At 67.7% G+C, this 23,555-nt stretch carries 21 protein-coding genes and 2 riboswitches; of the genes, 7 read left to right on the forward strand and 14 right to left on the reverse strand.

Annotation, left to right across the window (positions count from 1 at the left end; translation table 11 throughout):
• From ACXJKH_RS02335 to ACXJKH_RS02345, 3 genes are all read right to left on the reverse strand, one after another.
• A partial coding sequence (locus ACXJKH_RS02335) for an MATE family efflux transporter (protein ID WP_457318150.1) occupies nt 1–547 on the reverse strand: 547 nt, incomplete at its 3' end.
• A 158-nt stretch (nt 548–705) separates the two neighbouring features.
• Nucleotides 706–1,281 (reverse strand): DUF3106 domain-containing protein, encoded by a 576-nt coding sequence (locus ACXJKH_RS02340; RefSeq protein ID WP_457318151.1) that lies wholly within the window; start codon nt 1,279–1,281, stop codon nt 706–708.
• A complete protein-coding gene (locus ACXJKH_RS02345) occupies nt 1,274–2,272 on the reverse strand; it encodes a hypothetical protein (protein WP_457318152.1) in 999 nt (332 codons plus the stop codon). The genes ACXJKH_RS02340 and ACXJKH_RS02345 overlap by 8 nt, the downstream gene beginning before the upstream one ends.
• A 495-nt stretch (nt 2,273–2,767) precedes the next feature.
• Here ACXJKH_RS02345 and ACXJKH_RS02350 point away from each other — a divergent pair, with 495 nt between their 5' ends.
• Nucleotides 2,768–4,942: a primosomal protein N' gene (locus tag ACXJKH_RS02350; protein ID WP_457318165.1), complete on the forward strand. Its 2,175-nt coding sequence runs from the start codon at nt 2,768–2,770 to the stop codon at nt 4,940–4,942.
• Nucleotides 4,943–4,987: 45 nt separating this feature from the next.
• On the opposite strand, the gene ACXJKH_RS02355 is transcribed toward ACXJKH_RS02350, so the two are convergent.
• Entirely contained in the window at nt 4,988–5,608 is a 621-nt protein-coding gene (locus tag ACXJKH_RS02355) for a glutathione S-transferase family protein (protein ID WP_256775950.1), read from the reverse strand.
• Between the two features lie 99 nt (nt 5,609–5,707).
• Between ACXJKH_RS02355 and ACXJKH_RS02360 the strand changes: the two genes are divergently transcribed.
• Nucleotides 5,708–5,896: a hypothetical protein gene (locus ACXJKH_RS02360; protein WP_457318153.1), complete on the forward strand. Its 189-nt coding sequence runs from the start codon at nt 5,708–5,710 to the stop codon at nt 5,894–5,896.
• 72 nt (nt 5,897–5,968) lie between these two features.
• On the opposite strand, the gene ACXJKH_RS02365 is transcribed toward ACXJKH_RS02360, so the two are convergent.
• Nucleotides 5,969–6,730: an NYN domain-containing protein gene (locus ACXJKH_RS02365; RefSeq protein WP_457318154.1), complete on the reverse strand. Its 762-nt coding sequence runs from the start codon at nt 6,728–6,730 to the stop codon at nt 5,969–5,971.
• A 160-nt stretch (nt 6,731–6,890) separates the two neighbouring features.
• On the opposite strand from ACXJKH_RS02365, the gene ACXJKH_RS02370 reads away from it, so the two are divergent.
• Nucleotides 6,891–8,210: an NAD(P)/FAD-dependent oxidoreductase gene (locus ACXJKH_RS02370; protein ID WP_457318155.1), complete on the forward strand. Its 1,320-nt coding sequence runs from the start codon at nt 6,891–6,893 to the stop codon at nt 8,208–8,210.
• Nucleotides 8,211–8,266: 56 nt separating this feature from the next.
• Here the strand turns inward: ACXJKH_RS02370 and ACXJKH_RS02375 are convergent, their stop codons facing one another.
• The 3 genes from ACXJKH_RS02375 to ACXJKH_RS02385 all read right to left on the reverse strand — a co-directional run bounded on the left by ACXJKH_RS02375 (nt 8,267) and on the right by ACXJKH_RS02385 (nt 9,487).
• Entirely contained in the window at nt 8,267–8,704 is a 438-nt protein-coding gene (locus ACXJKH_RS02375) for a nuclear transport factor 2 family protein (RefSeq protein WP_256775953.1), read from the reverse strand.
• Between the two features lie 68 nt (nt 8,705–8,772).
• Nucleotides 8,773–9,117, reverse strand: a complete 345-nt coding sequence (locus tag ACXJKH_RS02380; RefSeq protein ID WP_256775954.1) for a ribonuclease E inhibitor RraB — start codon at nt 9,115–9,117, stop codon at nt 8,773–8,775.
• Between the two features lie 100 nt (nt 9,118–9,217).
• Nucleotides 9,218–9,487 carry a GIY-YIG nuclease family protein gene (locus ACXJKH_RS02385; RefSeq protein ID WP_457318156.1) on the reverse strand — a complete coding sequence of 90 codons (270 nt, stop codon included), beginning with the start codon at nt 9,485–9,487 and terminating at the stop codon, nt 9,218–9,220.
• 44 nt (nt 9,488–9,531) lie between these two features.
• A riboswitch (glycine riboswitch) is annotated at nt 9,532–9,625 on the forward strand.
• A gap of 8 nt (nt 9,626–9,633) precedes the next feature.
• Nucleotides 9,634–9,725: riboswitch (glycine riboswitch) on the forward strand.
• Nucleotides 9,726–9,815: 90 nt separating this feature from the next.
• On the opposite strand from ACXJKH_RS02385, the gene ACXJKH_RS02390 reads away from it, so the two are divergent.
• The 4 genes from ACXJKH_RS02390 (at nt 9,816) to ACXJKH_RS02405 (ending at nt 18,044) form a co-directional block, all read left to right on the forward strand.
• Nucleotides 9,816–10,433: a trimeric intracellular cation channel family protein gene (locus ACXJKH_RS02390; RefSeq protein ID WP_457318157.1), complete on the forward strand. Its 618-nt coding sequence runs from the start codon at nt 9,816–9,818 to the stop codon at nt 10,431–10,433.
• Between the two features lie 284 nt (nt 10,434–10,717).
• Entirely contained in the window at nt 10,718–11,878 is a 1,161-nt protein-coding gene (locus ACXJKH_RS02395) for an MdtA/MuxA family multidrug efflux RND transporter periplasmic adaptor subunit (RefSeq protein WP_256775957.1), read from the forward strand.
• A complete protein-coding gene (locus ACXJKH_RS02400; RefSeq protein ID WP_457318158.1) occupies nt 11,875–14,982 on the forward strand; it encodes an MdtB/MuxB family multidrug efflux RND transporter permease subunit in 3,108 nt (1,035 codons plus the stop codon). The genes ACXJKH_RS02395 and ACXJKH_RS02400 overlap by 4 nt, the downstream gene beginning before the upstream one ends.
• Nucleotides 14,979–18,044 (forward strand): efflux RND transporter permease subunit, encoded by a 3,066-nt coding sequence (locus ACXJKH_RS02405; RefSeq protein WP_457318159.1) that lies wholly within the window; start codon nt 14,979–14,981, stop codon nt 18,042–18,044. Before ACXJKH_RS02400 ends, ACXJKH_RS02405 begins: the two co-directional genes overlap by 4 nt.
• 198 nt (nt 18,045–18,242) lie before the next feature.
• On the opposite strand, the gene aroG is transcribed toward ACXJKH_RS02405, so the two are convergent.
• From aroG to ACXJKH_RS02435, 6 genes are all read right to left on the reverse strand, one after another.
• Entirely contained in the window at nt 18,243–19,316 is a 1,074-nt protein-coding gene (aroG, locus tag ACXJKH_RS02410) for a 3-deoxy-7-phosphoheptulonate synthase AroG (protein ID WP_457318160.1), read from the reverse strand.
• Between the two features lie 266 nt (nt 19,317–19,582).
• On the reverse strand, nt 19,583–19,930 hold the full coding sequence (locus tag ACXJKH_RS02415; RefSeq protein WP_457318161.1) for a DUF6616 family protein: 348 nt from the start codon (nt 19,928–19,930) through the stop codon (nt 19,583–19,585).
• 13 nt (nt 19,931–19,943) lie between these two features.
• Nucleotides 19,944–20,687 (reverse strand): DNA alkylation repair protein, encoded by a 744-nt coding sequence (locus ACXJKH_RS02420; RefSeq protein WP_457318162.1) that lies wholly within the window; start codon nt 20,685–20,687, stop codon nt 19,944–19,946.
• Nucleotides 20,684–21,178, reverse strand: coding sequence for a MarR family winged helix-turn-helix transcriptional regulator (locus ACXJKH_RS02425; RefSeq protein WP_457318163.1), 495 nt, complete (start codon nt 21,176–21,178; stop codon nt 20,684–20,686). Before ACXJKH_RS02425 ends, ACXJKH_RS02420 begins: the two co-directional genes overlap by 4 nt.
• 232 nt (nt 21,179–21,410) lie before the next feature.
• Nucleotides 21,411–23,060, reverse strand: coding sequence for a chaperonin GroEL (gene groL, locus ACXJKH_RS02430; protein WP_457318164.1), 1,650 nt, complete (start codon nt 23,058–23,060; stop codon nt 21,411–21,413).
• Nucleotides 23,061–23,149: 89 nt separating this feature from the next.
• Nucleotides 23,150–23,437 carry a co-chaperone GroES gene (locus ACXJKH_RS02435; protein ID WP_256775965.1) on the reverse strand — a complete coding sequence of 96 codons (288 nt, stop codon included), beginning with the start codon at nt 23,435–23,437 and terminating at the stop codon, nt 23,150–23,152.
• Between the last annotated feature and the right edge of the window lie 118 nt (nt 23,438–23,555).

The raw sequence follows: 23,555 nt of genomic DNA on the forward strand, positions 1-23,555 counted from the left end.
GCACATAGCCCAGCGGCGCCAGCACCAGCAGGCCGCCGAAGCCCAGGATCATGGTCGGCAGCGTCCAGTGCATGCCTTCGCTGAGGTAGCGCATGCAGAAGTACAGGGTGAGCGCCGGTCCGCCCCAGCGCACCGCATGCAGGAACGCCGTCGCCCCGGGCACGATGTCCGGCGCGATGCCGAACGCCGGCAGCAGCGGTGGCACCACCGTGAGGAAGGTGAACATGATCAGGCCCAGGCCCAGCGCCAACCACAGCGCCTGGCGGAACAACGGGCCGATCTCGCGCTCGCGCCCGGCGCCGTGCAACTGCGACACCGAGGCGGTGAGCGAGATCAGCGTACCGATCGGGATCAGCATCGGCAGCCACAGCAGCGCGGTGCCGATGGTGACCGCAGCCAGCGTCTGTGTGCCGTGGTGGCCGGCGATGACGTTGTCGACGAAGGAAATCAGGCCGGTGGAAACGTGGCCCAGGACCAGCGGCAGCGCGAGCAGGCCGGTGGCGCGCACTTCGTGGGAGAGGCGCGGCGTGGGAGTTGCGATGGACATGGGAATCACAGACGACAACTACGGTCGCGCGCGGAGGGCACAGGCACCGGGTTGCAGCCGGGCATCTTACGCCCGCAGGCGATCAAAACCCACGATGGCCGGTAAACGTGCGGTTTGCGACAGAGGGCGCCACGCACTGCGTGACGCCCCGTGCCCGATCAATGCCCAACGTTCTGCTTCAACCACGCATCGCGCGCGCCCGGGGCCAGCGCCAGGAACTGGGCCCGCACCTGTTCGCGTTCCTGCGGTGGGGTGCGCTGGGCCACCAGGGTGAGCTGGGCAAGCTGGTCGGTACTGAGCTGGCGCAGGACCGCCAGCGCCGGCTCACGCTGCTCGGCCGGCAGGTAGCCAAACAGACCCTGCAGCTTGGGGAACAGCTGGCCCAGCTGCGGGCCGAGCAGCCAGCCACCGCGGAAGYGCTGGTCCTGCTGGGCGAAACGCTCGCGCAGGGCCTGTTGCTGGGCCGGTGGCAACGCGGCGATGCGGCGCGCGGCCTCGCGCACGCGCGCGCGCTCGGGTTCGGGCAAGGCCTGCCATGCCGCGTAGCGGCTGCGCAGGTCGCGCAGCTGCGCCGGATCCAGCGCGGCCGGCGTGGCCGGAATGGCCGGGCGGGTCGTCGGTACCGGGGTGGCGCTGGAGGGCACCGGCAGCGGCAAAGCCACCGATTCCGGCGCCGCCGCTGCGCTGCCTGCCAGCGACAGGCCCACGACCAGGCTCAGGAGCGTCTTACTCATCGGTGCTGGTCTCCAGGCCGGCCGTCGCCGGTTCCGGGCGGCTGGGTTGCGGTTGCGATTCGTCGACCGGTACCGGCCCGCCTGCGGCAAACCAGGCATACAGGTCGGCGTCCCGCGCTACCGCCAGCGCCGGATCAGCCAGCATCGCCGCGTCGCTGGCGGTGTGTGCCGGGTCGACCGGGGCGGTCACCGGCAGATCCTCGGCGGGCAGTTCCTCCACCGTCACCGGGCCGGTGTCGCCCACGGCGCCTTCCGGCGTGCTGGCGACCGGATCGGTGCCGTGGCGCGCGTGCTTCCACCAGGCTGCGCCGCCAAGCAGGACCCCGGTGGTGACCGCCACGATCAGCAACCCCTTCCATGGCAGTCGGCGTGCCCCCCGGCGCTTCGGCGCACGCGTCGGCCGGGCGTCGGCCTTGTTCGGGGTGCGCCAGGAGGCGGTGTCCTGGCTCGGCGCAGGCGCGGCGACGGGTTGCTGCAGCCGCTGCAGGCGCGACAGCGGCAGGTCGCGCAGGCGCAGCTGCACCTGCTCGGCCAGCGCGCGCCAGGCAGACGCATCGGGATGGCCCTGGGCATCGCGCGGGCACGCCTCGGCCAGGGCCTGCTGATAGTCGGCCACGGGCAGATCGAGGATCTGCGCAGCGGCGGCCTCGTCCAGGCTGCCGCCGATGCGCAGCAGCAGCGCCAGCCGCGCCGCCGGTGCCAGCGCAGGCAGGTGGGCCAGTTCCGGCGGCCACTGGCCGCCGGCGGCGGGCACCCGGATCGGGGTGCGATGGGCCAGCAGGATCCAGAAACGGTCCGGCCACTGCGCCATCGGCACGTCGCTGGCGATACCGGCGAAGGCCCGCATCACCGCCACCAGGGCCTGTTCGGCCACGGTCGGGTCGCCGCATTGCAGCTCGGCCACCACCAGCGCGCGGCGTTCAACGCCACGCAGGAACGCCGACAGCGCGCCGGCTGCGGTAGAGGAAACGGGGGCCGTCGCAGCCGTCATAGCAACTCCATCAAGTGCGGAAATGATAGCGATTGCGTCGCTGATCGGGCGTGCCAATGTAGGCCACGTGTGAAGACGCAGAGGCCGGATAGACGCAGGTACGGGCGCAGGTTGTGCACAGCATCAATGAAATCCGCCGCCCGAGAGGGCGTGAAGGGGGGTGTGGTCATGTTTCAGCTTTGTTTCACAGATATCTTATTGTTTTAATTGACTATTGTTGTGTGGCTATTTTTTGACCAAGTTGAGGAAGACGTCGGAACTCCCTGACCCCGGGCCCGCAGTTCGCCAGTGGTGCACAGACTTATCCACAGAAGATGTGGATAAGCCTGAATCTCTCGACAGGACAGATATTTAGCCACTATTTAGGTTGGGCGAGTCAGCGTGGGGAGCGTGTCACAGGTCGCTGCCGGGCATGAGATGGACAGCTACACTGCTGCGATGCCCAGCTCCGATCCGGCCCTGCCCCTGTCGCTTACTGGCGGCCCTACCCCCCTGCTGAATGCGCCGACCCTCCAGGTTGCGGTGCCGCTGCCCCTGCCGCAGTGGTTCGACTACGCCCCACCGCCGGGCGAGCCGCCGCATGCGGGGATGATCGGCCGCCGGATACGGGTGCCGTTCGGGTCTCGCGAACTGGTCGGGGTGGTCGCGGCGATCGGCACGGTCGCCGATGGCGGCAGCCTGCGCGCCGCGCTGGAATGGATCGATGACGCACCGCTGTTGCGCGAGGAGCTGTGGAGCTCGCTGCAGTGGCTGGCCCGCTACACCCATGCGCCGTTGGGCGAAGTGGTCAGCACCGCGTTGCCGGCGCCGTTGCGGCGCGGCGATGCGCTGCCCGACACCCATCGTTGGGGCTGGCAGCTGACCGAAGCGGGCCACGCGCAGCGGGACCGCCTGCGCGCCGGCACCCGGCCGCAGCGGTTGGGCGCCTTGCTGGCTGACGGGGTGGTGGACGAGGACGTGCTGGACGCGCGCATGGACGACTGGCGCAGCGCTGCCCGCGCCCTGGCCAAGCGCAACCTGGTGGAGCGGATCGCGCTGGACCATCAACGCGCGGTGACGCAGGCCAGTGCCGGACCGCCGCCGAATCCCGAGCAGGCCGAGGCGATCGCCGCGATCACCGCCGGCACCGGCTTCGGGGCCTACCTGCTGGACGGGGTGACCGGCAGCGGCAAGACCGAGGTGTACCTGCAGGCGATCGTGGACTGCCTGGCACGGGGTCGCCAGGCGCTGGTGCTGGTGCCGGAAATCGGCCTGACCCCGCAGACCCTGTCGCGCTTCCGCAAACGTCTGGGCATCCCGGTGCACGTGCTGCATTCGGGCCTGAACGACAACGAGCGCGCGCGGGTGTGGGCGGCGGCGGCGCGCGGCGAGGCGCAGGTGATCGTCGGCACGCGCTCGGCGGTGTTCACCCCGTTGCCCAACGCCGGCCTGATCGTGGTCGACGAAGAACACGATGGCAGCTACAAACAGCAGGATGGCATCCGCTACCACGCGCGTGATTTCGCGCTGGTACGGGCCAAGGCGCTGGACGTGCCGGTGGTGCTGGGCAGCGCGACGCCCTCGCTGGAATCGCTGCACAACGCGCAGGCCGGACGCTACACGCACCTGCGCCTGAAACAGCGCGCCGGCGAGGCGCGACCGCCGCGCGTGCGCGTGCTGGATGTACGCAAGCGACCGTTGCGCGATGGCCTGTCGCCGGAGGTGCTGCAGGGCATCGCCGACCACCTGCAGGCCGGCCACCAGGTGCTGGTGTTCAAGAACCGGCGCGGCTATGCGCCGGTGCTGCTGTGCCACGACTGTGGCTGGACCGCGCCGTGCCAGCGCTGCGATGCACCGATGACGGTGCACGCCGGCGGGCGCCGCCTGCAGTGCCACCATTGCGGTGCGCGCCAGTCCGCGCCGCTGGCCTGCCCGGACTGCGGCAGCCTGGCGCTGCAGCCGCAGGGCATCGGCACCGAGCGGCTGGAAGAACACCTGGTGCAGGCCTTCGCCGACTACCCGGTGATCCGTATCGACCGCGGCACGACCTCGCGTCGCGATGCGCTGGAAACCCAGCTGGCCACGCTCGGCGACCGCGCCGGCATCCTGGTGGGCACGCAGATCCTGGCCAAGGGCCACGACCTGCCCAAGCTGACCCTGGTGGTGGTGGTGGGGATCGATGAGGGGCTGTTCTCGGCCGATTTCCGCGCCAGCGAAAAACTCGCCCAGCAGTTGATCCAGGTGGCCGGCCGCGCCGGTCGCGCCACCGACCCCGGCGAGGTCTGGCTGCAGACCCACCACCCCGGGCACCCCCTGCTGGAAACACTGGTCAATGGCGGCTACCACGCCTTCGCCGAGGCCGAGCTGCAGCAGCGCGAAGCGGCCGGTTTCCCGCCATTTGCGCACCTGGCGCTGCTGCGTGCCGAGGCCCAGCAGGTGGAGCATGCCAACGCGATGTTGAGTGCGGTGCGCGGATTGATTCCCGAAGAGGCGGCAGTGGAGCGCTACGGTCCGATGCCCGCGCCAATGCCGCGCCGGGCCGGATACCAGCGTACGCAGCTGCTGCTGTCGGCGCCGGYCCGGCGCCCGTTGCATGGGGTGCTGGATCTGATCACGCCGCAGATCCATGGGTTGCCGCAGGCGCGGAAGGTGCGCTGGTCGCTGGATGTGGATCCGACGGATCTGTATTGAGGCGGTCGCCTCGGTACAGACCCATTGCGCGCGCCATCCTGTGCTTCAGGTCAACGCAGTCATTACGCCGCGCTGATACGCCGGCCGCTGTTTGAGGCGTTCGTACCAGGCGGCCAGGTGCGGCAGGTGCGGGCGCTGGATCGGCATTTCGAACCAGGCGTAGATGAAGGCGCCGAGCGGGATATCCCCCATCGCGAAGTCGTCGCCGGAGAGCCACGGCTGCCGCGACAACGCGTCATCGGCCATCGCCAGCAGTTCGCCCGAGCGCACCAGCGCCGCGGCGATGCGTGCTTCATCGCGGTCGGCCGGGGCGGTGCGCAGCGTGCCCCAGAACAGATCGCGGAACACCCCGGCGAAGGTGGACGTGGTCCAGTCCATCCACTTTTCCGACTGCGCGCGGGCGACTACGTCTTCGGGGTACAGCGTGCCCAGCGCGTACCGCGCCGACAGGTAGCGCACGATGGTGTTGGATTCCCACAGCGGCAGGCCATGGTCTTCGATCACCGGCACCAGCCCGTTGGGATTCATCGCGCGGTATTCGGGCGACTGGGTGCCGCCGAACGCGCCGCCGACCTGGATCGACTCGTACGGCGCCCCGATTTCCTCCGCGCACCACAGCACCTTGCGCACGTTGCTTGAATTGTGGCGGCCCCAGATCTTCAGCATGTTGGATGTCCCAGTCGCAAGAGGCGTGGCACCGGGCCGCGCGGTGCCGCTACGATACGCCGATCGGCGGCGTGGCCGTCACCTCAAGGATGAAATGGAATGTTCACCCAGTTCCTCGAAATCGGCTTGTTGTGCGTCGGTGTGGTGATGTTGGTGGTGGGCTACCGCCGCAACCATCGCAACCTGATGCTGGCCGCGGCCCTGGTGCTGATGTCCTTCGGGACGCTGCAGGACTTCAGCCGTGGGGTCATCGACGGCTACCAGAGATCCGATGCGAAGACGCTGTAGTTCGATTCTGCCCCCGGTGTTGCCTCACCCGTCCAACCGGATGCCTGCCGTGCACGCGACCCGATGCAGGCGTTACTTGGCCGGCTTGGCCGCACTCTTCTTCGGCAGCGCGCGCACGTAGGTGGATTTGCCGTCCTTCTYCATCTCGAACAGCCCGGTGGCGGCCAGCAGCTCGCTCAGCTTGCCATAGCCGTAATTGCGCGAATCGAACGAGGCCTGGTTGCCGATCTGGCTGCCGACCGGTCCCAGGTGCGACCAGCCATCGTCGGCCTCGGCCGAGGCCACCGCACTGCGCAGCATCTGCACCAGGCGCGTGTCGCTGCGCAGCTCCGGGCCACTCTTGCGCGGGCGCGCTTCCTCGTTGCCATGCTCCACCTCCACGTCGGCAGCCAGGTCCTGCCCGAGCGCTTCCAGGTAAGTGAACTTGGAGCAGGCATTGACGAACGGTTCGGGGGTTTTCTTTTCCCCGAAGCCGTACACCTTGACCCCGTCGGTGAGCAGGCGCATCACCAACGGGGTGAAGTCCGCATCGCTGGATACGATCGCAAACCCATCCAGGTTGCGGGCGTACAGCATGTCCATCGCATCGATCACCATGGCCATGTCCGAGGCGTTCTTGCCGCGGCTGTAGGCGAACTGCTGGATCGGCCGGATCGCGTAGGCATGCAGCACCGATTCCCAGCCTTTCAGCGACGGACTCTTCCAGTTGCCGTAGGCGCGGCGCACGTTGGCCACGCCGTAGCGCGCCACTTCGGCCAGCACCACGTCGATCTTCGACGAGGGCGCGTTGTCGGCATCGATCAGCAACGCGATGCGCTTTTCCGGCTCGGTCATCTCAGCCTCCACGGCACTCAGGACATGGCCGCCGGCAAGCGCGACGGCCCCTGAACCCAGTATCTGTCATCCACGTGAATGTTCCGCTTCACGTGCGACGATAGAACGCGTCGACCATGTCCCCCATGGGCCGGACGGCCGGCCCCCAAGGAGTCCCTGCATGACCCGCGATCCCCTGCCCCACCTTGTCATCATCGGTGGTGGTTTCGCCGGCCTCTGGGCCACGCGCGCCTTGGCCGGCGCGCGCATCCGCATCACCCTGGTGGACCGCCGCAACCACCATCTGTTCCAGCCGCTGCTGTACCAGGTTGCCACCGCCGGGCTGTCCGCGCCGGACATCGCCGCGCCGCTGCGCCACATCCTCGGCGACCAGCGCAATGTGGAAGTGCGCCTGGGCGAAGTCACCGCGATCGACAAGGACTCCCGCCAGATCATCCTGGCCGACGGCAGCCACCTCGGCTACGACACTCTCATGCTGTGCACTGGTGCCACGCACGCCTACTTCGGCCACGACGAATGGGCCGCCGATGCGCCCGGCCTGAAGACCCTGGACGATGCGCTTGCACTGCGCCGCAAGCTGCTGCTCGCCTTCGAGCGCGCCGAGGCCGAGCCCGATCCGGCGCGCAAGGCGGCTTGGCTCAGCTTCGCGGTAGTGGGCGGTGGCCCGACCGGCGTCGAGCTGGCCGGCACCCTGGCCGAGATCGCCCGGCACACGCTGCGCAATGAATTCCGCCACATCGACCCGGCCAGCGCCAAGGTGCGGCTGGTGGAAGCCGGTCCGCGCGTGCTGTCGACCTTCCCCGAGGTGCTCTCGCTCAAGGCCCGCCGCCAGCTGGAAAAACTGGGCGTGGAAGTACTCACCGGTACGCCGGTCAGCGACATCAACAGCGATGGCTTCCAGCTCGGCGATCACTTCGTCCCCGCGCGCACCGTGGTGTGGGCTGCCGGCGTGGCCGCCTCGCCGCTGGCGCGCACGTTGGACGTCCAGCTGGACCGCGCCGGCCGCGTGCCGGTGCAGCCAGACCTCACCCTGGACGGCCATCCGGAAATCTTCGTCGCCGGCGACCTGGCCGCGCTCAGCCAGGCCGACGGCCGGCCGGTGCCCGGCGTGGCGCCTGCGGCCAAGCAGATGGGCAAGCATGTGGCGGCGATCATCCGCGCACGGTTGGAGAACAAGCCCGCGCCCGGGCCGTTCAAGTACCAGGACTTCGGCAACCTGGCCACGATCGGGCGCATGGCCGCGATCGTGCACCTGGGCAGGCTGCAGTTGTCCGGCGTGCTGGCCTGGTGGTTCTGGCTGGCCGCGCACGTGTTCTTCCTGATCGGCTTCCGCAACCGCATCGTGGTGCTGCTTAACTGGGCGGTGGCATACTGGAGCTACCAGCGCAGCGCGCGGATCATTTTCGGGGATGACCGTGAGGATCGGCGGAGGAAGGCCATCCCGTCTGCGCCCGATCCGGATGAGACGTCATCGCGATGATCAGGATGTAACGCTTGCCCGGAATGTGCGAGGTTGTTCGGTGACACTGGACGGGCTCATTGCTTCGGCTTGCTGTACCACAGCGCATTGACGATGACCCAACGCGCGCCGAAACGGCCCATGTGGAAATAGTCCACGAACCATGGCGTTTCCAGCCGCACCGAGGCGGCGTTGCCGGTCACGTCCAGCACCCGGCAGCTGCGGTTCCACTGCTCCTTCGGCGTTTTCAGAGCGCCCTGCCGGGTCAGCCCGACCAGCTCTTCCTTGGACATCCGCCGCAGCCCGAGCCGCTCGTCCGGGGTATCCCCCAGGATGGCGCGCTTGGCTAGGTCCGGGTGCAGCGAACGTGCGACGCGCTGTGGATCGGCTTCGAGCTGGCCGTCCACGTAATCGAAACAGGTCGCCTCGATGGCCGCCAGCGTGGCCGGATCCGGAACGATTGCGGCGGGCGGGGCGGTTGCGGCGGCGGCAAGGATCAGGAACAGGGCGGACATCGGTGCTCTCCGGCAGGTGCGCGAATGAAGGGCGGGGTCGCGTGCAGTACGTGGCGTGCTGAAGGGCGTCAGCCCTGCGAAACGCACCCCCACCCATCCAGCCGTCCGCTGTAGGGAATGGCTTCGGTACCCAGCAGGCCTTCGAAGCCGGCGATGTTGTGGTGGGTCGGCACCATCAGCGGGTGCACCAGGATCTGCCAGGGGAACTCGTCGTTGCCTTCGTAGCGGGCGAAGGACACCTTCTGTTCGTTCTTGAGCAGGTGCACGGCAAAGGCAATGGCCACGTCTTCGGTGGGGAAGATCAGCGCGAAATCCACCTCGCGGGGAATCGACAGGTCATCACCGTCCTGCAGCATGTTCCACAGCACATCGCCGTTTTCGTCTTCCGGGTACAGGATCAGGTCGCGGGACATGGCACTCCAGGGGTTCAGCAGGCCGATCACCGGCAGATGCACGATGGTATGTCGGCGGCGAACACGCGAACAAGCGACGCGCGGCCCGCAGCGTCCGGCGCTACGCCGATTCCACCGCCTGCAGCCACGCCAGCTTGCGCGCCCGCGGCTGGCGCTTGAGCTGCCATTCGGCCTTGGAGGCGGTGGCGCGGTCCGGGTAGGCGCGCATCGCCAGCAGCTTCACCGGCGGATTGGCGCGGGTGTATTTGGCCCCCTTGCCGTCCACATGGGCCTGGAAGCGGGCCGCCACGTCGTTGCTGATGCCGGCGTAGTAGCTGCCGTTGCGGCATTCCAGCAGGTAGACGTACCAGGGGGCGGGTTCAGCGGGCATACCGGGATTATCCACCGGCGCGGGGTCGCTGGCTGCTAGAATCCGGCCCGGATGCAGGAGAGAGGCGCCGCGCTGGCGCCCGCCGAAGGCGCAGGCTCCCATAATCGCTCAGGCCGGTGGCTGCACAGCCACCAACCATGCATCCGACACGCCGATCTGGAGAGAGGTCTTCAATGACCCGCCGAAGGGGCACGTGGCCTTGGCCACTGAACTCTCAGGCAAAAGGACAGCGGGAGCGGCAACGGAATCCCATCCCACGACAGTGCCCTGCGCTGGCGTGTGGTGTGCGTGGTTCCGTCCTCGCCTGCCGTTGCCCGGAGTTCCCGCCATGCTGCTCTCCCTGATTTACCTCATCGCCATTTCCGCCGAAGCCATGACCGGCGCACTGTCGGCCGGGCGGCGGCGCATGGACCTGTTCGGCGTGGTGATCATCGCCTGCGTCACCGCGCTCGGCGGCGGCTCGCTGCGCGACATCGTGCTGGGCCACTACCCGCTGGGCTGGGTGAAACACCCGGAGTACCTGGGCTTCACCATCTGCGCGGCCTTGATCGCCACCTGGGTGGCGCGCTGGATGCACCACTTCCGCCGCACCTTCCTGGTGCTGGACGGACTCGGGCTGATCTGTTTCACCCTGATCGGCTGCGCGGTGGCGCGCGAGGCCGGCCACGCCGCACCGATCGTGCTGATCTCCGGGATGCTGACCGGCGCCTTCGGCGGCGTGCTGCGCGATGTACTGTGCAACGAGGTGCCGCTGATCTTCCAGAAGGAACTGTATGCGGTGATCACGCTGTTCACCGGCGCGGCCTACTTGGGCCTGCTGGAACTGGGCGTGTCGCTCAATGCGGCCACGCTGTGGTGCCTGGGCGGTGGCTTCCTGCTGCGCCTGCTGGCGATCCACTTCAACTGGGAAATGCCCAAGTTCGTCTACCGCGACGAGGTGCATTGAACGGAACGTTCAATGCACCTGTAGCGCCCGGCCGTTGGCCGGGCGACCTTGTACCGGCCAACGGTCGGTACCGCAGCGTTCATTGCATCCCATGACCAAGGGCATGTGAGCGCAGACTGCCGCACGCGGTAACATGACGCCCCCGACCCTCCCGGGTCGGCATCCAGCCACGCTGCGGCATTCGACCAGCGGCCCCGCCAGACAACCCCACTTCGCCCCGCCTGCCCCCACGGGCCGGTAAACCATGGACGCGTTCGCCGTATGGCGCACGCGCAGGATGCCCCATGTCTGCCCCGCTGCCCTCGCGTTCCCGTCGTCTGTTCAAACCGCTGTTGGTCGTGGCCGTGCTGGCCGCCGCCGCCATCGCCTGGCGCGTGCTCGCGCCGGCACCGGCCGCCGACGCGGCGCCTGCCGCTGCCGCCACGCCCGTCCGCGTGGCCACCGTCGTACGCGAGGACCTGGTGGTACGCCTGAAGGCGCTGGGCACCGTCACCCCGTTGCACACGGTGAGCCTGCGCAGCCGCGTGGATGGCGAACTGCTGCGGCTGTCGTTCCGCGAGGGCGAGCACGTCAAGGCCGGCGCCCTGATCGCCGAGATCGATCCGCGCGCCTACCAGGTGGCGCTGTCGCGTGCGCTGGGCACCCAGCAGCAGAACCTGGCCGAGCTGGACAACGCCCAGGCCCAGCTCAAACGCTATGAAGAACTGCAGCGCAGGCACTTCGTCTCCGCGCAGGACCTGAGCGACCAGCAGAGCAAGGTGCGCCAGCTGCAGGGTCGTCGCCAGACCGACCAGGCCGCGGTCGATGAAGCGCGCCTGCAGTTGCAGTACACCCGCATCACCGCACCGGTTGCGGGCCGCATGGGCCTGCGCAACGTGGACGTCGGCAACCTGGTGCGCAGCAGCGATACCGAACCGCTGGCCACCATCACCCAGACCACGCCGATCAGCGTGCTGTTCACCGTGCCCGAGCCGGACCTGCCGGCCGTGGTGGCCGCCGTGCGCGCCGCGCCGGAACTGCGCGTGGAAGCGTGGGATCGCGAAGAGCGCCAGTCGTTGGGCGGGGGCGTGCTGTCCAGTCTGGACAACCGCATCGATACCGCCACCGGCACGCTGAAGCTGCGCGCGCAGTTCGCCAACGCCGACGAGGCACTGTTTCCCAACCAGTTCGTCAACATCCGCCTGCAGGTGAGCAGTGCCGATGCGCTGGTGATCCCCAATGCGGCGGTGCAGTTCGGCAGCAAGGGCAACTACGTGTACGTGATCGCCGCGGACAACACCTCGCACCTGCGCAACGTGGTGCTGGGCCCGGCCGAGGGTGAGCGCGTGTCGGTGCGCGAAGGGCTCAAGGCCGGCGAGCGGGTGGTGGTGGAGGGCATCGATGGCCTGCGCGAAGGCGCCAAGGTAGAGGTGGTCAGCCAGGATCCGCCGCGGACCGAGGCATGAACCTGTCGCGTGTCTTCATCGAGCGCCCGGTAGCCACCACGCTGCTGATGGTGGCGCTGCTGCTGTCCGGGGTGATGGCGTACCGGCTGTTGCCGGTGGCGGCGCTGCCGCAGGTGGACTATCCGATCATCCAGGTCACCACGCTGTATCCCGGCGCCAGCCCGGGGGTGACCACCAGCGCGGTGACCGCACCGCTGGAGCGCCAGCTCGGGCAGATTCCCGGGCTGAAGCAGATGTCTTCGACCAGCTCCGGTGGCGCATCGGTGATCACCCTGCAGTTCTCGCTGCAGGTCGCCCTCGGCGTGGCCGAGCAGGAAGTGCAGGCGGCCATCAATGCCGCCGACAGCTTCCTGCCCGACGACCTGCCGGTGCCGCCGGTGTACCGCAAGGTCAACCCGGCCGATACCCCGATCCTGACGCTGGCGGTGACCTCGCAGGGGCTGTCGCTGCCGCAGGTGCATGACCTGGTGGATACGCGCATGGCCCAGCGGCTGTCGCAGTTGCCGGGCGTGGGCCTGGTCAGCCTGGCCGGCGGCCAGCGCCCGGCGGTGCGGATCCAGGTGAATCCCTCGGCGCTGGCCGCCAACGGGCTGAGCATGGCCAGCATCCGCACGGCGGTGGGCGCGGCCAACGTCAACCTGCCCAAGGGCAGCTTCGACGGCCCCACGCGCGCGATCATGCTCGATGCCAACGACCAGATGCGCTCGGTAAGCGAGTACCAGGCGTTGATTCTCGCCTACAAGGACGGTGCGCCGCTGCGGCTGGGCGATGTGGCCAGCATCGAAGATGGCGCCGAGAACCGGCAGCTGGCCGCGTGGTCGGGCACCACGCCGGCAGTGCTGATCAACATCCAGCGCCAGCCCGGGGCCAACGTGATCGCGGTGGTGGACCAGGTGCGTGCGCTGTTGCCGCAGCTGCAGGCCTCGCTGCCCAAGGGCGTGGACGTGGCGGTGCTGAGCGACCGCACCGAGTCGATCCGCGCCTCCATCCGTGGCGTGCAGCACGAGCTGCTGATCGCCATCGCGCTGGTGGTGATGGTCACCTTCGTGTTCCTGCGCAACCTGCCGGCCACGATCATTCCCAGCATCGCGGTGCCGCTGTCGCTGGTGGGCACCTTTGGGGTGATGCTGCTGGCCGGGTTCTCGCTCAACAACCTGACGCTGATGGCGCTGACCATCGCCACCGGTTTCGTGGTCGACGATGCGATCGTGATGCTGGAGAACATCGCCCGCCATATCGAGCGCGGCGCCAGCCCGATGCAGGCCGCGTTGAAGGGCGCGAAACAGATCGGCTTCACCCTCATCTCRCTGACCGTATCGCTGATCGCGGTCCTGATCCCGCTGCTGTTCATGGCCGATGTGGTCGGCAAGCTGTTCCACGAGTTTGCGATCACCCTGGCGGTGGCGATCGGCATTTCGCTGCTGGTGTCGCTGACCCTGACCCCGATGATGTGCGCGCGCCTGCTCAAGGCCGGGCATGCCACGCGTCGCGATGCGGACGGCCGGGAGTCGTCGCAGCAGGGCGACCCGTTCGACCGCGTGGTGGCTCTTTACGACCGCCAGCTGCAGTGGGTGCTGCAGCACCAGCCGCTGATGCTGGGCGCCACGGTGGCCACGCTGCTGCTTACCGCCGCGCTGTATGTGTGGGTGCCCAAGGGCTTCTTCCCGGTGCAGGATGCCGGGCTGATCCAGGGCATCAGCGAAGCGCCGCAGTCGATCTCGTTCCAGGCCATGGCGCAGCGCCAGCAGGCGCTGGCCGATGCATTGCTGGGCGATGAAGACGTGGCCAGCCTGTCGTCCTTCATCGGCGTGGATGGCAACAACGCCACGCTCAACAGCGGGCGGCTGCTGATCGAACTGAAGCCGCACGCACAGCGCAGCAGCGACGCGCAGGCGATCATCGCGCGGCTGCAGCAGCGCGTGGCGCGCGTGCCGGGCATCCGGCTGTACCTGCAGCCGGTGCAGGAACTGGGCATCGAGGACCGGATCAGCCGCACCCAGTACCAGTTCACCCTGACCAGCCCGGACAGCGACCAGCTCGCGCAGTGGACATCGACGCTGCTGGCGCACCTTCAACAATCGGCCGCCTTGGCCGATGTGGCCAGCGACCTTCAGGATCAGGGCCTGCAGGCGCATGTGCTGATCGACCGGGCAGCGGCCGCGCGGCTGGGCATCAGCGTGGATGCGGTAGCCGATGCACTGTACGACGCGTTCGGCCAGCGCCAGATTTCCACCATTTTCACCCAGGCCAACCAGTACCGGGTGGTGCTGGAAGCGCGCCCGGCTGTGGCGTTCGGGCCGGATGCGATCGCGCGCCTGCATGTGGCCGGCGCCGATGGCAAGCAGGTACCGTTGAGCGGCATCGCACGGATCGAACAGCGTCCGGCGCACCTGCTGGTCAACCACGTGGGCCAGTTCCCGGCGGTAACGTTCTCGTTCAACCTGGCGCGCGGTGCCTCGCTGGGTGAGGCGGTGGAGGCGATCGAAGACGCACGCGCGGCGATCGGCCTGCCGGCGGGCGTGGAGTTGCGCCTGCAGGGGGCGGCCGATGCGTTCCGCGCGTCGCTGTCGAGCACGCTGTGGCTGGTGCTGGCCGCGGTGGTGGTGATGTACCTGGTGTTGGGCGTGCTGTATGAGAGCTTCATCCACCCCATCACCATCCTGTCCACCCTGCCCTCGGCCACGGTCGGCGCGCTGCTGGCGTTGCTGCTGAGCGGGCGCAGCCTGGACCTGATCGCGGTGATCGGCATCGTGCTGCTGATCGGGCTGGTGAAGAAGAACGCGATCATGATGATCGACTTCGCGCTGGAGGCCGAGCGCGAGTCCGGCATGGCGCCGCGCCAGGCGATCCACCAGGCCGCGCTGCTGCGCTTCCGCCCGATCCTGATGACCACGCTGGCCGCGCTGTTCGGTGCGATCCCGCTGATGTTCGCCAGCGGCTCCGGCGCGGAGCTGCGCCAGCCGCTGGGCGTGGTGATGGTGGGCGGGCTGATCGTCAGCCAGGTGCTCACCCTGTTCACCACGCCGGTGATCTACCTGTTCTTCGACCGCTTCCGGCAACGGCCGATGGCCGTGGCCGACGATGCGGCCGAGGCCCACGCGTGAGTCCGCTGTCGCGGGCGATCGGCTGGTTTGTGCACCACCCGGTGGCGACCCTGCTGTTGTCGGTGGCGGTGGTGCTGGCTGGCCTGCTGGGTCTGCGGCTGCTGCCGGTGGCGCCGCTGCCGCAGGTGGACTACCCGGCCATCAACGTCAGCGCCAGCCTTCCCGGGGCCAGCCCGGAGTCGATGGCCGCCAACGTGGCCACGCCGCTGGAACGCGCGCTGGGCACCCTCCCGGGGCTGAGCCGGATCGACTCGGCGAGTACCCAGGGCTCGACCCAGATCGAGTTGCAGTTCGAACTTGGCCGCGACGTGGACAGCGCCGCGCGCGACGTGCAGGCCGCGATCAATGCCGCCCGCGCGCAGCTGCCCAGTGGCATGCCGGGCATGCCCCAGTACAGCAAGGTCAACCCCTCGCAGGCACCGATCCTGGCGCTGGCGCTGAGTTCGGACAGCCTCTCGCCCGGGCAGATTTTCGATGTGGCCTCCACGGTAATCGCGCAGAAGCTGGCGCAGATTCCCGGCGTCGGTGAGGTGCAGGTCGGCGGAAGCTCGCTGCCGGCGGTGCGCGTGTCGCTCGATCCCAACGCGCTCAACCAGCGCCGCGTGGCGTTGGACGACGTGGCTGCGGCGATCCGCAACGCCAACGCGCTCAAGCCTCTGGGCACCGTGGCCAGCCAGGGCCGGCAATGGCAGCTGGACGCAAGCCTGCAGCTGCGTAGCGCCGCCGAGTACCGTGCGTTGATCATCGCCATGCGCGACGGCCGGCCCGTGCACCTGCAGGACGTGGCGACGGTGAGCGAAGGGGTGGAGGACCGCTACGCCAGCGGCTTCCACAACGAACGCCCAGCCGTGCTGCTGATCGTGAGCCGGCAGCCGGACGCCAACATCATCGAGACCGTCGATGCGATCAACGCGCAGATGGACACCCTGCAGGCACTGCTGCCGGCCAGCATCGACATGCAGGTGGTGATGGACCGCTCGCCGGTGATCCGCGCCACCCTGCGCGAGGCCGAACTGACCCTGCTGCTGGCCATCGCCCTGGTGGTGCTGGTGGTGCTGGCCTTCCTCGGCCATTGGCGTGCGGCGCTGGTGCCGACCCTGGCCATTCCGGTGTCGTTGCTGGGCGCGCTGGCGGTGATCGCCCTGCTGGGCTTCTCGCTCAACACGCTCTCGCTGATGGCGTTGATCGTGGCGGCGGTGCTGGTGGTGGACGATGCCATCGTGGTGCTGGAGAACATCGCCCGCCATCGCGAAAACGGGGCATCGCCGATGGACGCGGCGCTGCGCGGTGCCGGTGAGGTGGGCGCCACGCTGTTGTCGATGAACATCGCGCTGGCCGTGGTGTTCGTCTCGATCCTGTTCCTGGACGATTTCGTGGAGAAGCTGTTCCGCGAATTCTCGCTGACCCTGGTGGCGGCGATGGGGGTGTCGCTGTTGGTCTCGCTCAGCCTGACCCCGATGCTGTGCGCGCGGCTGCTCGGGCGTGAACGGCCCGGCGCCGGTAACGCGCTGCAGCGTGGCGGTACCGCGCTGTTCGAGCGTCTGCGTGGCGGCTATGTGACCAGCCTGCAGACAATGCTGCGCTGGCTGGCCGTGCCGTTGCTGCTGTTCGCGGCGGTGATCGGCCTGAACGTGTGGCTGTTCCAGCAGGTGCCCAAGGGCATTGTGCCCAAGCAGGACACCGCGCAGCTGCGTGGCTTCGCGCGCGGCGATGACGGGCTATCGTTCCAGGTGATGCAGCCCAAGATCGACGCCTACCGCAAACTGCTGCTGGCCGACCCGGCGATCAGCGACATCATCGGCTATATCGGCGGGCGCAGCGGGGTCAACAATGCGTTCATCATGATCAAGATGAAGCCGCTGGCCGAGCGCAAGGTGTCCAGTCAGCAGGTGATCGACCGCCTGCGGACGAACATGCCGAAAATTCCTGGCGGCGGCCTGTTCCTGTGGGTGGACCAGGACATCAAGCTGGAAGGCAGCGGCGACAGTGGCCAGTACGAGTTCCAGCTGCTGTCCGGCGAACTGGCGCCACTGCGGCAGTGGGCGCCCAAGGTCGCCAACGCACTGCGCGCCCTGCCCGAGCTGGTGGATGTGGAATCCAAGGGCGACGAAGGCATGCGCCAGGTGGTGCTGGACATCGACCGCGACGCCGCCGCGCGGCTCGGCGTGGACATGCGCATGATCGCCTCGGTGCTCAACAACGCCTTCAGCCAGCGCCAGGTGGCCACGCTGTACGACACCCTCAACCAGTACCGCGTGGTGATGGAACTGGACCCGCGTTATACCCAGGACCCGTCCACGCTCGACCAGATCCACGTGATCGGCAAGGACGGCCAGCGCCTGCCGTTGTCCTCGATTGCCAGCTGGTCCTATGGCATGGCGCCGGACCGCATCTACCACAGCCAGCAGTTCGCCTCGGTGTGGATCGAGTTCGCGCTGGCGCCGGGCGTCACCCTGGACCAGGCGGTGAAGGCGGTGGACCGGGCGATGGCCGGGATCATGTTGCCTACCCATGTGCAGGCCAGGCTGAGTGGCGAGGCCGGTGGCTTCGAAAAACTGCGCGAGCGGCAGCTGTGGCTGATCGTGGGTGCCATGCTGGCGGTGTACCTGGTGCTGGGTGTGCTGTACGAGAGCTTCCTGCAACCGCTGGCGATCCTGTCCACCCTGCCCTCGGCCGGCGTGGGGGCGCTGCTGGCACTGATGGCGTTCGGCAATGCGTTGAACCTGATCTCGCTGCTGGGGCTTTTCCTGCTGGTGGGCGTGGTGATGAAGAACACCATCCTGATGATCGACTTCGCGCTGTCGGCCGAACGCGAGCGCGGGTTGCCGTCGTACGACGCCATCTGCGAAGCGGCGCGGCTGCGTTTCCGGCCGATCCTGATGACCAGCGTGGCGGCGCTGCTGGGCACGTTGCCGTTGATGCTGGCCACTGGCGAGGGCTGGGAGATGCGCCAGCCGCTGGGCATCGCGATCGTAGGCGGGTTGCTGGTGAGCCAGTGGTTGACGTTGTACACGACGCCGGCGATCTATCTGGCGTTGGCGCGGTTGCSGCGCACCCCGTGATCAYCGGRCCCGCGACACMCCTCCGGTAGAGCCACCCCATGGGTGGCTGCTCGTCCGCCGCGGTCCGCGTGCAGCCACCCATGGGGTGGCTCTACACSYGGTAACGTCYTGGCSGGATGGGCGGACACGCGTGATCAACGTGTTCCTGCGCGCGCGACGCGCGTGGTTGGCCGCGCTGCCGTGCGCGCGGCTGCCGCGTTACGCGGCCTCGCTGATCCGGGCCGCGCGGCGCGCGCGTACCGCGTCGGCCAGGCTTTCCAACACCGCCAGCGAGCTCTCCCAACCAATGCAGCCATCGGTGATGCTCTGGCCGTAGGTCAGCGGCTGCCCGTCGACCAGATCCTGGCGACCGGCCACCAAGTGGCTTTCCACCATCACCCCGACGATGCGCTCTTCGCCGTTGGCCAGCTGTGCGTTGATGTCGGCGATGACCTTGGGCTGGTTTTCCGGGTTCTTGCTGCTGTTGGCGTGGCTGGCATCGATCATGATGCGCGCGGCCAGGTGCGACTTGGCCAGGGTCTGACTGGTCGCTTCCACATGCGTGGCGTCGTAGTTGGGCGTCTTGCCGCCGCGCAGGATGACGTGGCAATCCGGGTTGCCCGCCGTGGCCACGATGGCGGTGCCGCCTTCCTTGGTGACCGACAGGAAGTGGTGCGGGTTGGAGGCCGCACCGATCGCGTCGGCGGCGATCTTGATGTTGCCATCGGTGCCGTTTTTGAAGCCGACCGGGCACGAGAGGCCCGAGGCCAGTTCGCGGTGCACCTGGCTTTCGGTGGTGCGCGCGCCGATGGCGCCCCAGGCGACGAGGTCGGCGATGTACTGCGGGGAGATCACGTCGAGGAACTCCACGCCGGCCGGCAGGCCGAGCTTGTTGATATCACGCAGCAGGCCGCGCGCCACACGCAGGCCCTTGTTGATGTTGAAGCTGCCGTCCAGGTCCGGATCGTTGATCAACCCCTTCCAGCCCACGGTGGTACGCGGCTTTTCGAAGTACACGCGCATGACGATTTCCAGCTCGTCAGCAAAGGCATCGCGMAGCGGCTTGAGGCGCTGGGCGTACTCGATGGCGGCGACCGGATCATGGATCGAGCACGGCCCGATCACCACCGCCAGGCGGTCGTCGCGGCCGTGCAGGATCTCGTGCAGGGCCGCGCGCGAGGCGCTGACCGTGGCGGAGGCTTCATCGTCGCAGGGCAGCATGGCCAGCAACTGGGCCGGCGGGGTCAACGGTTCGATCTTGCGGATGCGCAGGTCATCGGTGTGCGGGGGCATGGGGAAAACTCCTTGGAAGTGGGGGTCCCCAGCGCGGCGGCAACAAAAAAGCCGCCAGGTGCGCTGGCGGCTTTCGGGAATGCGTCTGAAGCTTTCTTCAGGGTGAGCGCATGCCTTCCTCCGCCGGTGGCTTCGGAAAGTAATACCAAAAGTAGGAATTGGCGTGGCGTGCGTTCATTGGGGAGTATTGATAACACAGCTTCTGCGCGGCGCAAAATGTTTCAAACGCAACTGGCCAGCGGCATTCAGCCGTGGCCGCGACGTCGCTATGCCTTGGGCAACGCAGCCAGCTCGGCCAGGTGCTGCTGCAACCCACCCGCGCCGCCGACGACATGCGTAGTGGTGAAATAGCTGTGCCAGCCGGTGGCATCGATCGCGGCCAGCAATGCATCCGCGTCCTGGCGTTCGCTGCACTGCCATACCGCATAGAACTGCTCGGCACGGGTATGCGGCACGTCCTGGTCGATGGGACCCATCGCCAGTGGCGTGATCCTGGCCGGGTCCACGTGCTGCATGCCTGCGCCGATGCGGGCGAAGAAGGCCGCACGCGACAAGGCGTCGAGCGCGGTCCAGGCGGGGGTGGCGGTGTAGAGCTCGATCAACATGTACGACATGGCATTCCCAGGGTCAGAGTGAGCGCAACGCGCGCTTGCGAATGTAGGTATTGGCGAGATGGTCGGCATGCCGCAGCTGCCAGCCATCGCACAGCGCACGCACCCAGTCGGGCTGGCTCTTGCCGGCATCGTTGAGCCAGTTGCCCACCGAGTCCTGCACGTAGCGCGATGCATCGCAGCACAGCGCATCGAGCAGCGCGGCCGCGTGCTGTGGTTCCTGCTTGAGCAGCGTGATATGCGCCGCCCACACCCCGCGCGGGCGCAACGCTTCGCACGCGAAGCGGCGCACGTTGGGCGAAGGATCGGCGGTCCACGGCTGCAGATGCATGAGCACCCGCAGCGGCTCGGCGGCGATGTGCGGGCGTACGGCCAGCCACGCCCATTCGCGTACGCCGAAGTGGCTGTCATCGGCGAGCGCGCGCAGCGCATCGAGTTTGTGTTCCAGCGACAGGCGCGGGTCGCTGCCGATCAGGTAGCAGGCCCAGCCACGCACGGTGTCGCTGGTGTGCGTGGACCAGTGCGTGGCATCGCCAAGCGCGTGTGCGCGCAGCAACGTGGCCGCGCCCTGCATGCGCAGGGTGATGCCGCTGCTGGCGGCCTTGCGCATGTTGGCCACGGCAGCCGCCGGCAGTGATGGGGCGACGTTGCTCAGGAGACGGGCGAAGTCCACGGCGAGGACCTCGGCCAGGTGGGTAGCCTCGGCATTGCCACCATCGAGTTGTGCGCGGCGTTCGCGCGACAACGCCTGTGGTTTCATGCGGCGCTCCCGGCATCGGTTCGCGCCCATATCCGGCACAGCATGCCGCTGAGCAGCGTGCGTTCTTCGTCGCTGAGATCGGCGAACAGGGTACGGATCCACTGCGTGTGCTGGTCAAACAGCTCAACCGCGAGGGCTTGCCCTGCGGCGGTGAGGCTCACGTTGACCCGACGCTTGTCGGCCGGATCAACGTGACGCTCCAGCAGTGCATCGCGCTCGAGACCATCCAGCAGGCCGGTGACAGTGGCGCGGGTGACACCGGCGCGCTCGGCCAACTGATGCGGCGACAGCGCTTCGTCCGCGCCCTGCAGTAGGAACAGCATCACGAAGCGGCCCTCGCTCAGGCCCAGCGGTGCGAGCCGGTGGGCACAATCCTGGTCGATCGCGCTGGCCAGCGACAGCAGCTGGAAGCACTGTGACAAGCCGTCGAGTTCGGACTGTCCGCGGCGTTTGAGTTCGGTCAGGAAAGCGTGGTGTTTAGGTTCGAGCACGATGCGTCGACAACATGATTAGTCACCTAATCATATCGTCAACTTCGCGGACTGCAATGTTCATTGACGGACGCCCCGCTGATTTGCGCTGGGACAATCGTAATTCCCATCGCGCAACGAAAAACCCCGCCTTTCGGCGGGGTTTTTCGTACTGCGTTGGCGCATGGCGGGTACCGACCAACGGTCGGTACCTACCGGACCGATGCGTGCCGGCCGGGGGCCGGCGCCGGCATCAGAAGTCCATGCCGCCCATGCCACCCATACCGCCCATGCCGCCACCGCCGGCGCCAGCGCCGTCATCCTTCTTCGGGGCATCGGCCACCATGGCTTCGGTGGTGATCATCAGGCCGGCGATCGAGGCCGCGTTCTGCAGGGCCGAACGGGTCACCTTGGTCGGATCCAGGATGCYGAACTCCAGCATGTCGCCGAACTCACCGGTGGCGGCGTTGTAGCCGAAGCTGCCGGTGCCTTCCTTGACGCGGTTGACGATGACCGACGGCTCTTCACCGGCATTGGCCACGATTTCGCGCAGCGGGGCTTCCATCGCGCGCAGGGCGATCTGGATGCCGTGGTTCTGGTCTTCGTTGGCACCCTTCAGGCCGCTCAGCGCGGTGACCGCACGGACCAGCGCGACGCCGCCGCCCGGGACCACGCCTTCTTCAACGGCTGCACGGGTAGCGTGCAGGGCGTCGTCGACGCGATCCTTCTTTTCCTTCATTTCGATTTCGGTCGAGGCACCGACCTTGATCACGGCAACGCCGCCGGCCAGCTTGGCCACGCGTTCCTGCAGCTTTTCGCGGTCGTAATCGGACGAGGTGTCTTCGATCTGGGTCTTGATCTGGGTGACACGCGATTCGATGTTGGCCTTCTCGCCGGCGCCATCGATGATCGTGGTGTTTTCCTTGGAGACCTGCACCTTCTTGGCGCGGCCCAGGTCCTTGATCGTCGCCTTTTCCAGCGACAGACCAATTTCCTCGGAGATCACGGTGCCGCCGGTCAGCACGGCCATGTCTTCCAGCATCGCCTTGCGACGGTCGCCGAAGCCCGGTGCCTTGACGGCCACGACCTTGACGATGCCACGGATGGTGTTGACCACCAGGGTCGCCAGCGCTTCGCCTTCGATGTCTTCGGCGATGATCAGCAGCGGCTTGCCGGACTTGGCCACGCCTTCCAGCACGGGCAGCAGGTCGCGCACGTTGGAGATCTTCTTGTCGTGCAGCAGCACGTACGGATCGTCCAGGTCAGCGGTCTGCGACTGCTGGTTGTTGATGAAGTACGGGGACAGGTAGCCACGGTCGAACTGCATGCCTTCGACGACGTCCAGCTCGTTTTCCAGGCCCGAGCCTTCTTCAACGGTGATCACGCCTTCCTTGGTCACGCGGCGCATCGCTTCGGCGATGATGTTGCCGATCGATTCGTCGGAGTTGGCCGAGATCGTACCGACCTGGGCGATCGCCTTGTCGTCGGTGGTGGGCTTGGAGATGTTCTTCAGCTCGGCGACGGCGGCGATGACGGCCTTGTCGATACCGCGCTTGAGGTCCATCGGGTTCATGCCGGCCGCGACGGCCTTGGCGCCTTCGCGGATCAGGGCCTGGGCCAGCACGGTGGCGGTGGTGGTGCCGTCGCCGGCGTCGTCGTTGGTGCGGGAAGCAACTTCCTTCACCATCTGCGCGCCCATGTTCTCGAACTTGTCAGCCAGTTCGATTTCCTTGGCGACAGACACGCCGTCCTTGGTGATGGTCGGGGCGCCGAAGCTCTTTTCGAGCACGACGTTGCGGCCCTTCGGGCCCAGGGTAGCCTTGACGGCATTGGCGAGCACGTTGACGCCGCGCACCATGCGCGAACGGGCATCTTCACCGAAACGAATATCTTTGGCAGCCATTGCGATTACCTTTTATGTGGAGCCGGGCCAAGCCCGGCTGCTTGAATGGGGGAGATTGCGGAAGCGCCGGCACGGGCCGGCGGCATCACTCAGCCGAGGATGGCGAGGATGTCGTCTTCGCGCAGGACCTTGTACTCGACGCCTTCGGACTTGTAGCTGCTGCCGGCGTACTGGCCGTAGATGACCTTGTCACCGACCTTCAGCGACGGCGCGCGGACGCTGCCGTTGTCCAGGGGCTTGCCCGGGCCGACGGCCACGACTTCACCCTTGGTCGACTTTTCCTTGGCGGAATCCGGAATCACGATGCCGCCGGACGAGATTTCGTCGGCTTCGATCGGCTTGACTACGACGCGGTCATGAAGCGGCTTGATGCTCATGTGAGACCCTTTTAAGTTGTTGATTGGTCTAGGAAAGTCTGGCGATGTTAGCAGTCACCCAGGGCGACTGCCARCCACGCTCACGAAAAAACCCGACGGTGCGGGTACGGAGCAGAGA

The organism is Stenotrophomonas sp. P5_B8, from assembly GCF_054049855.1.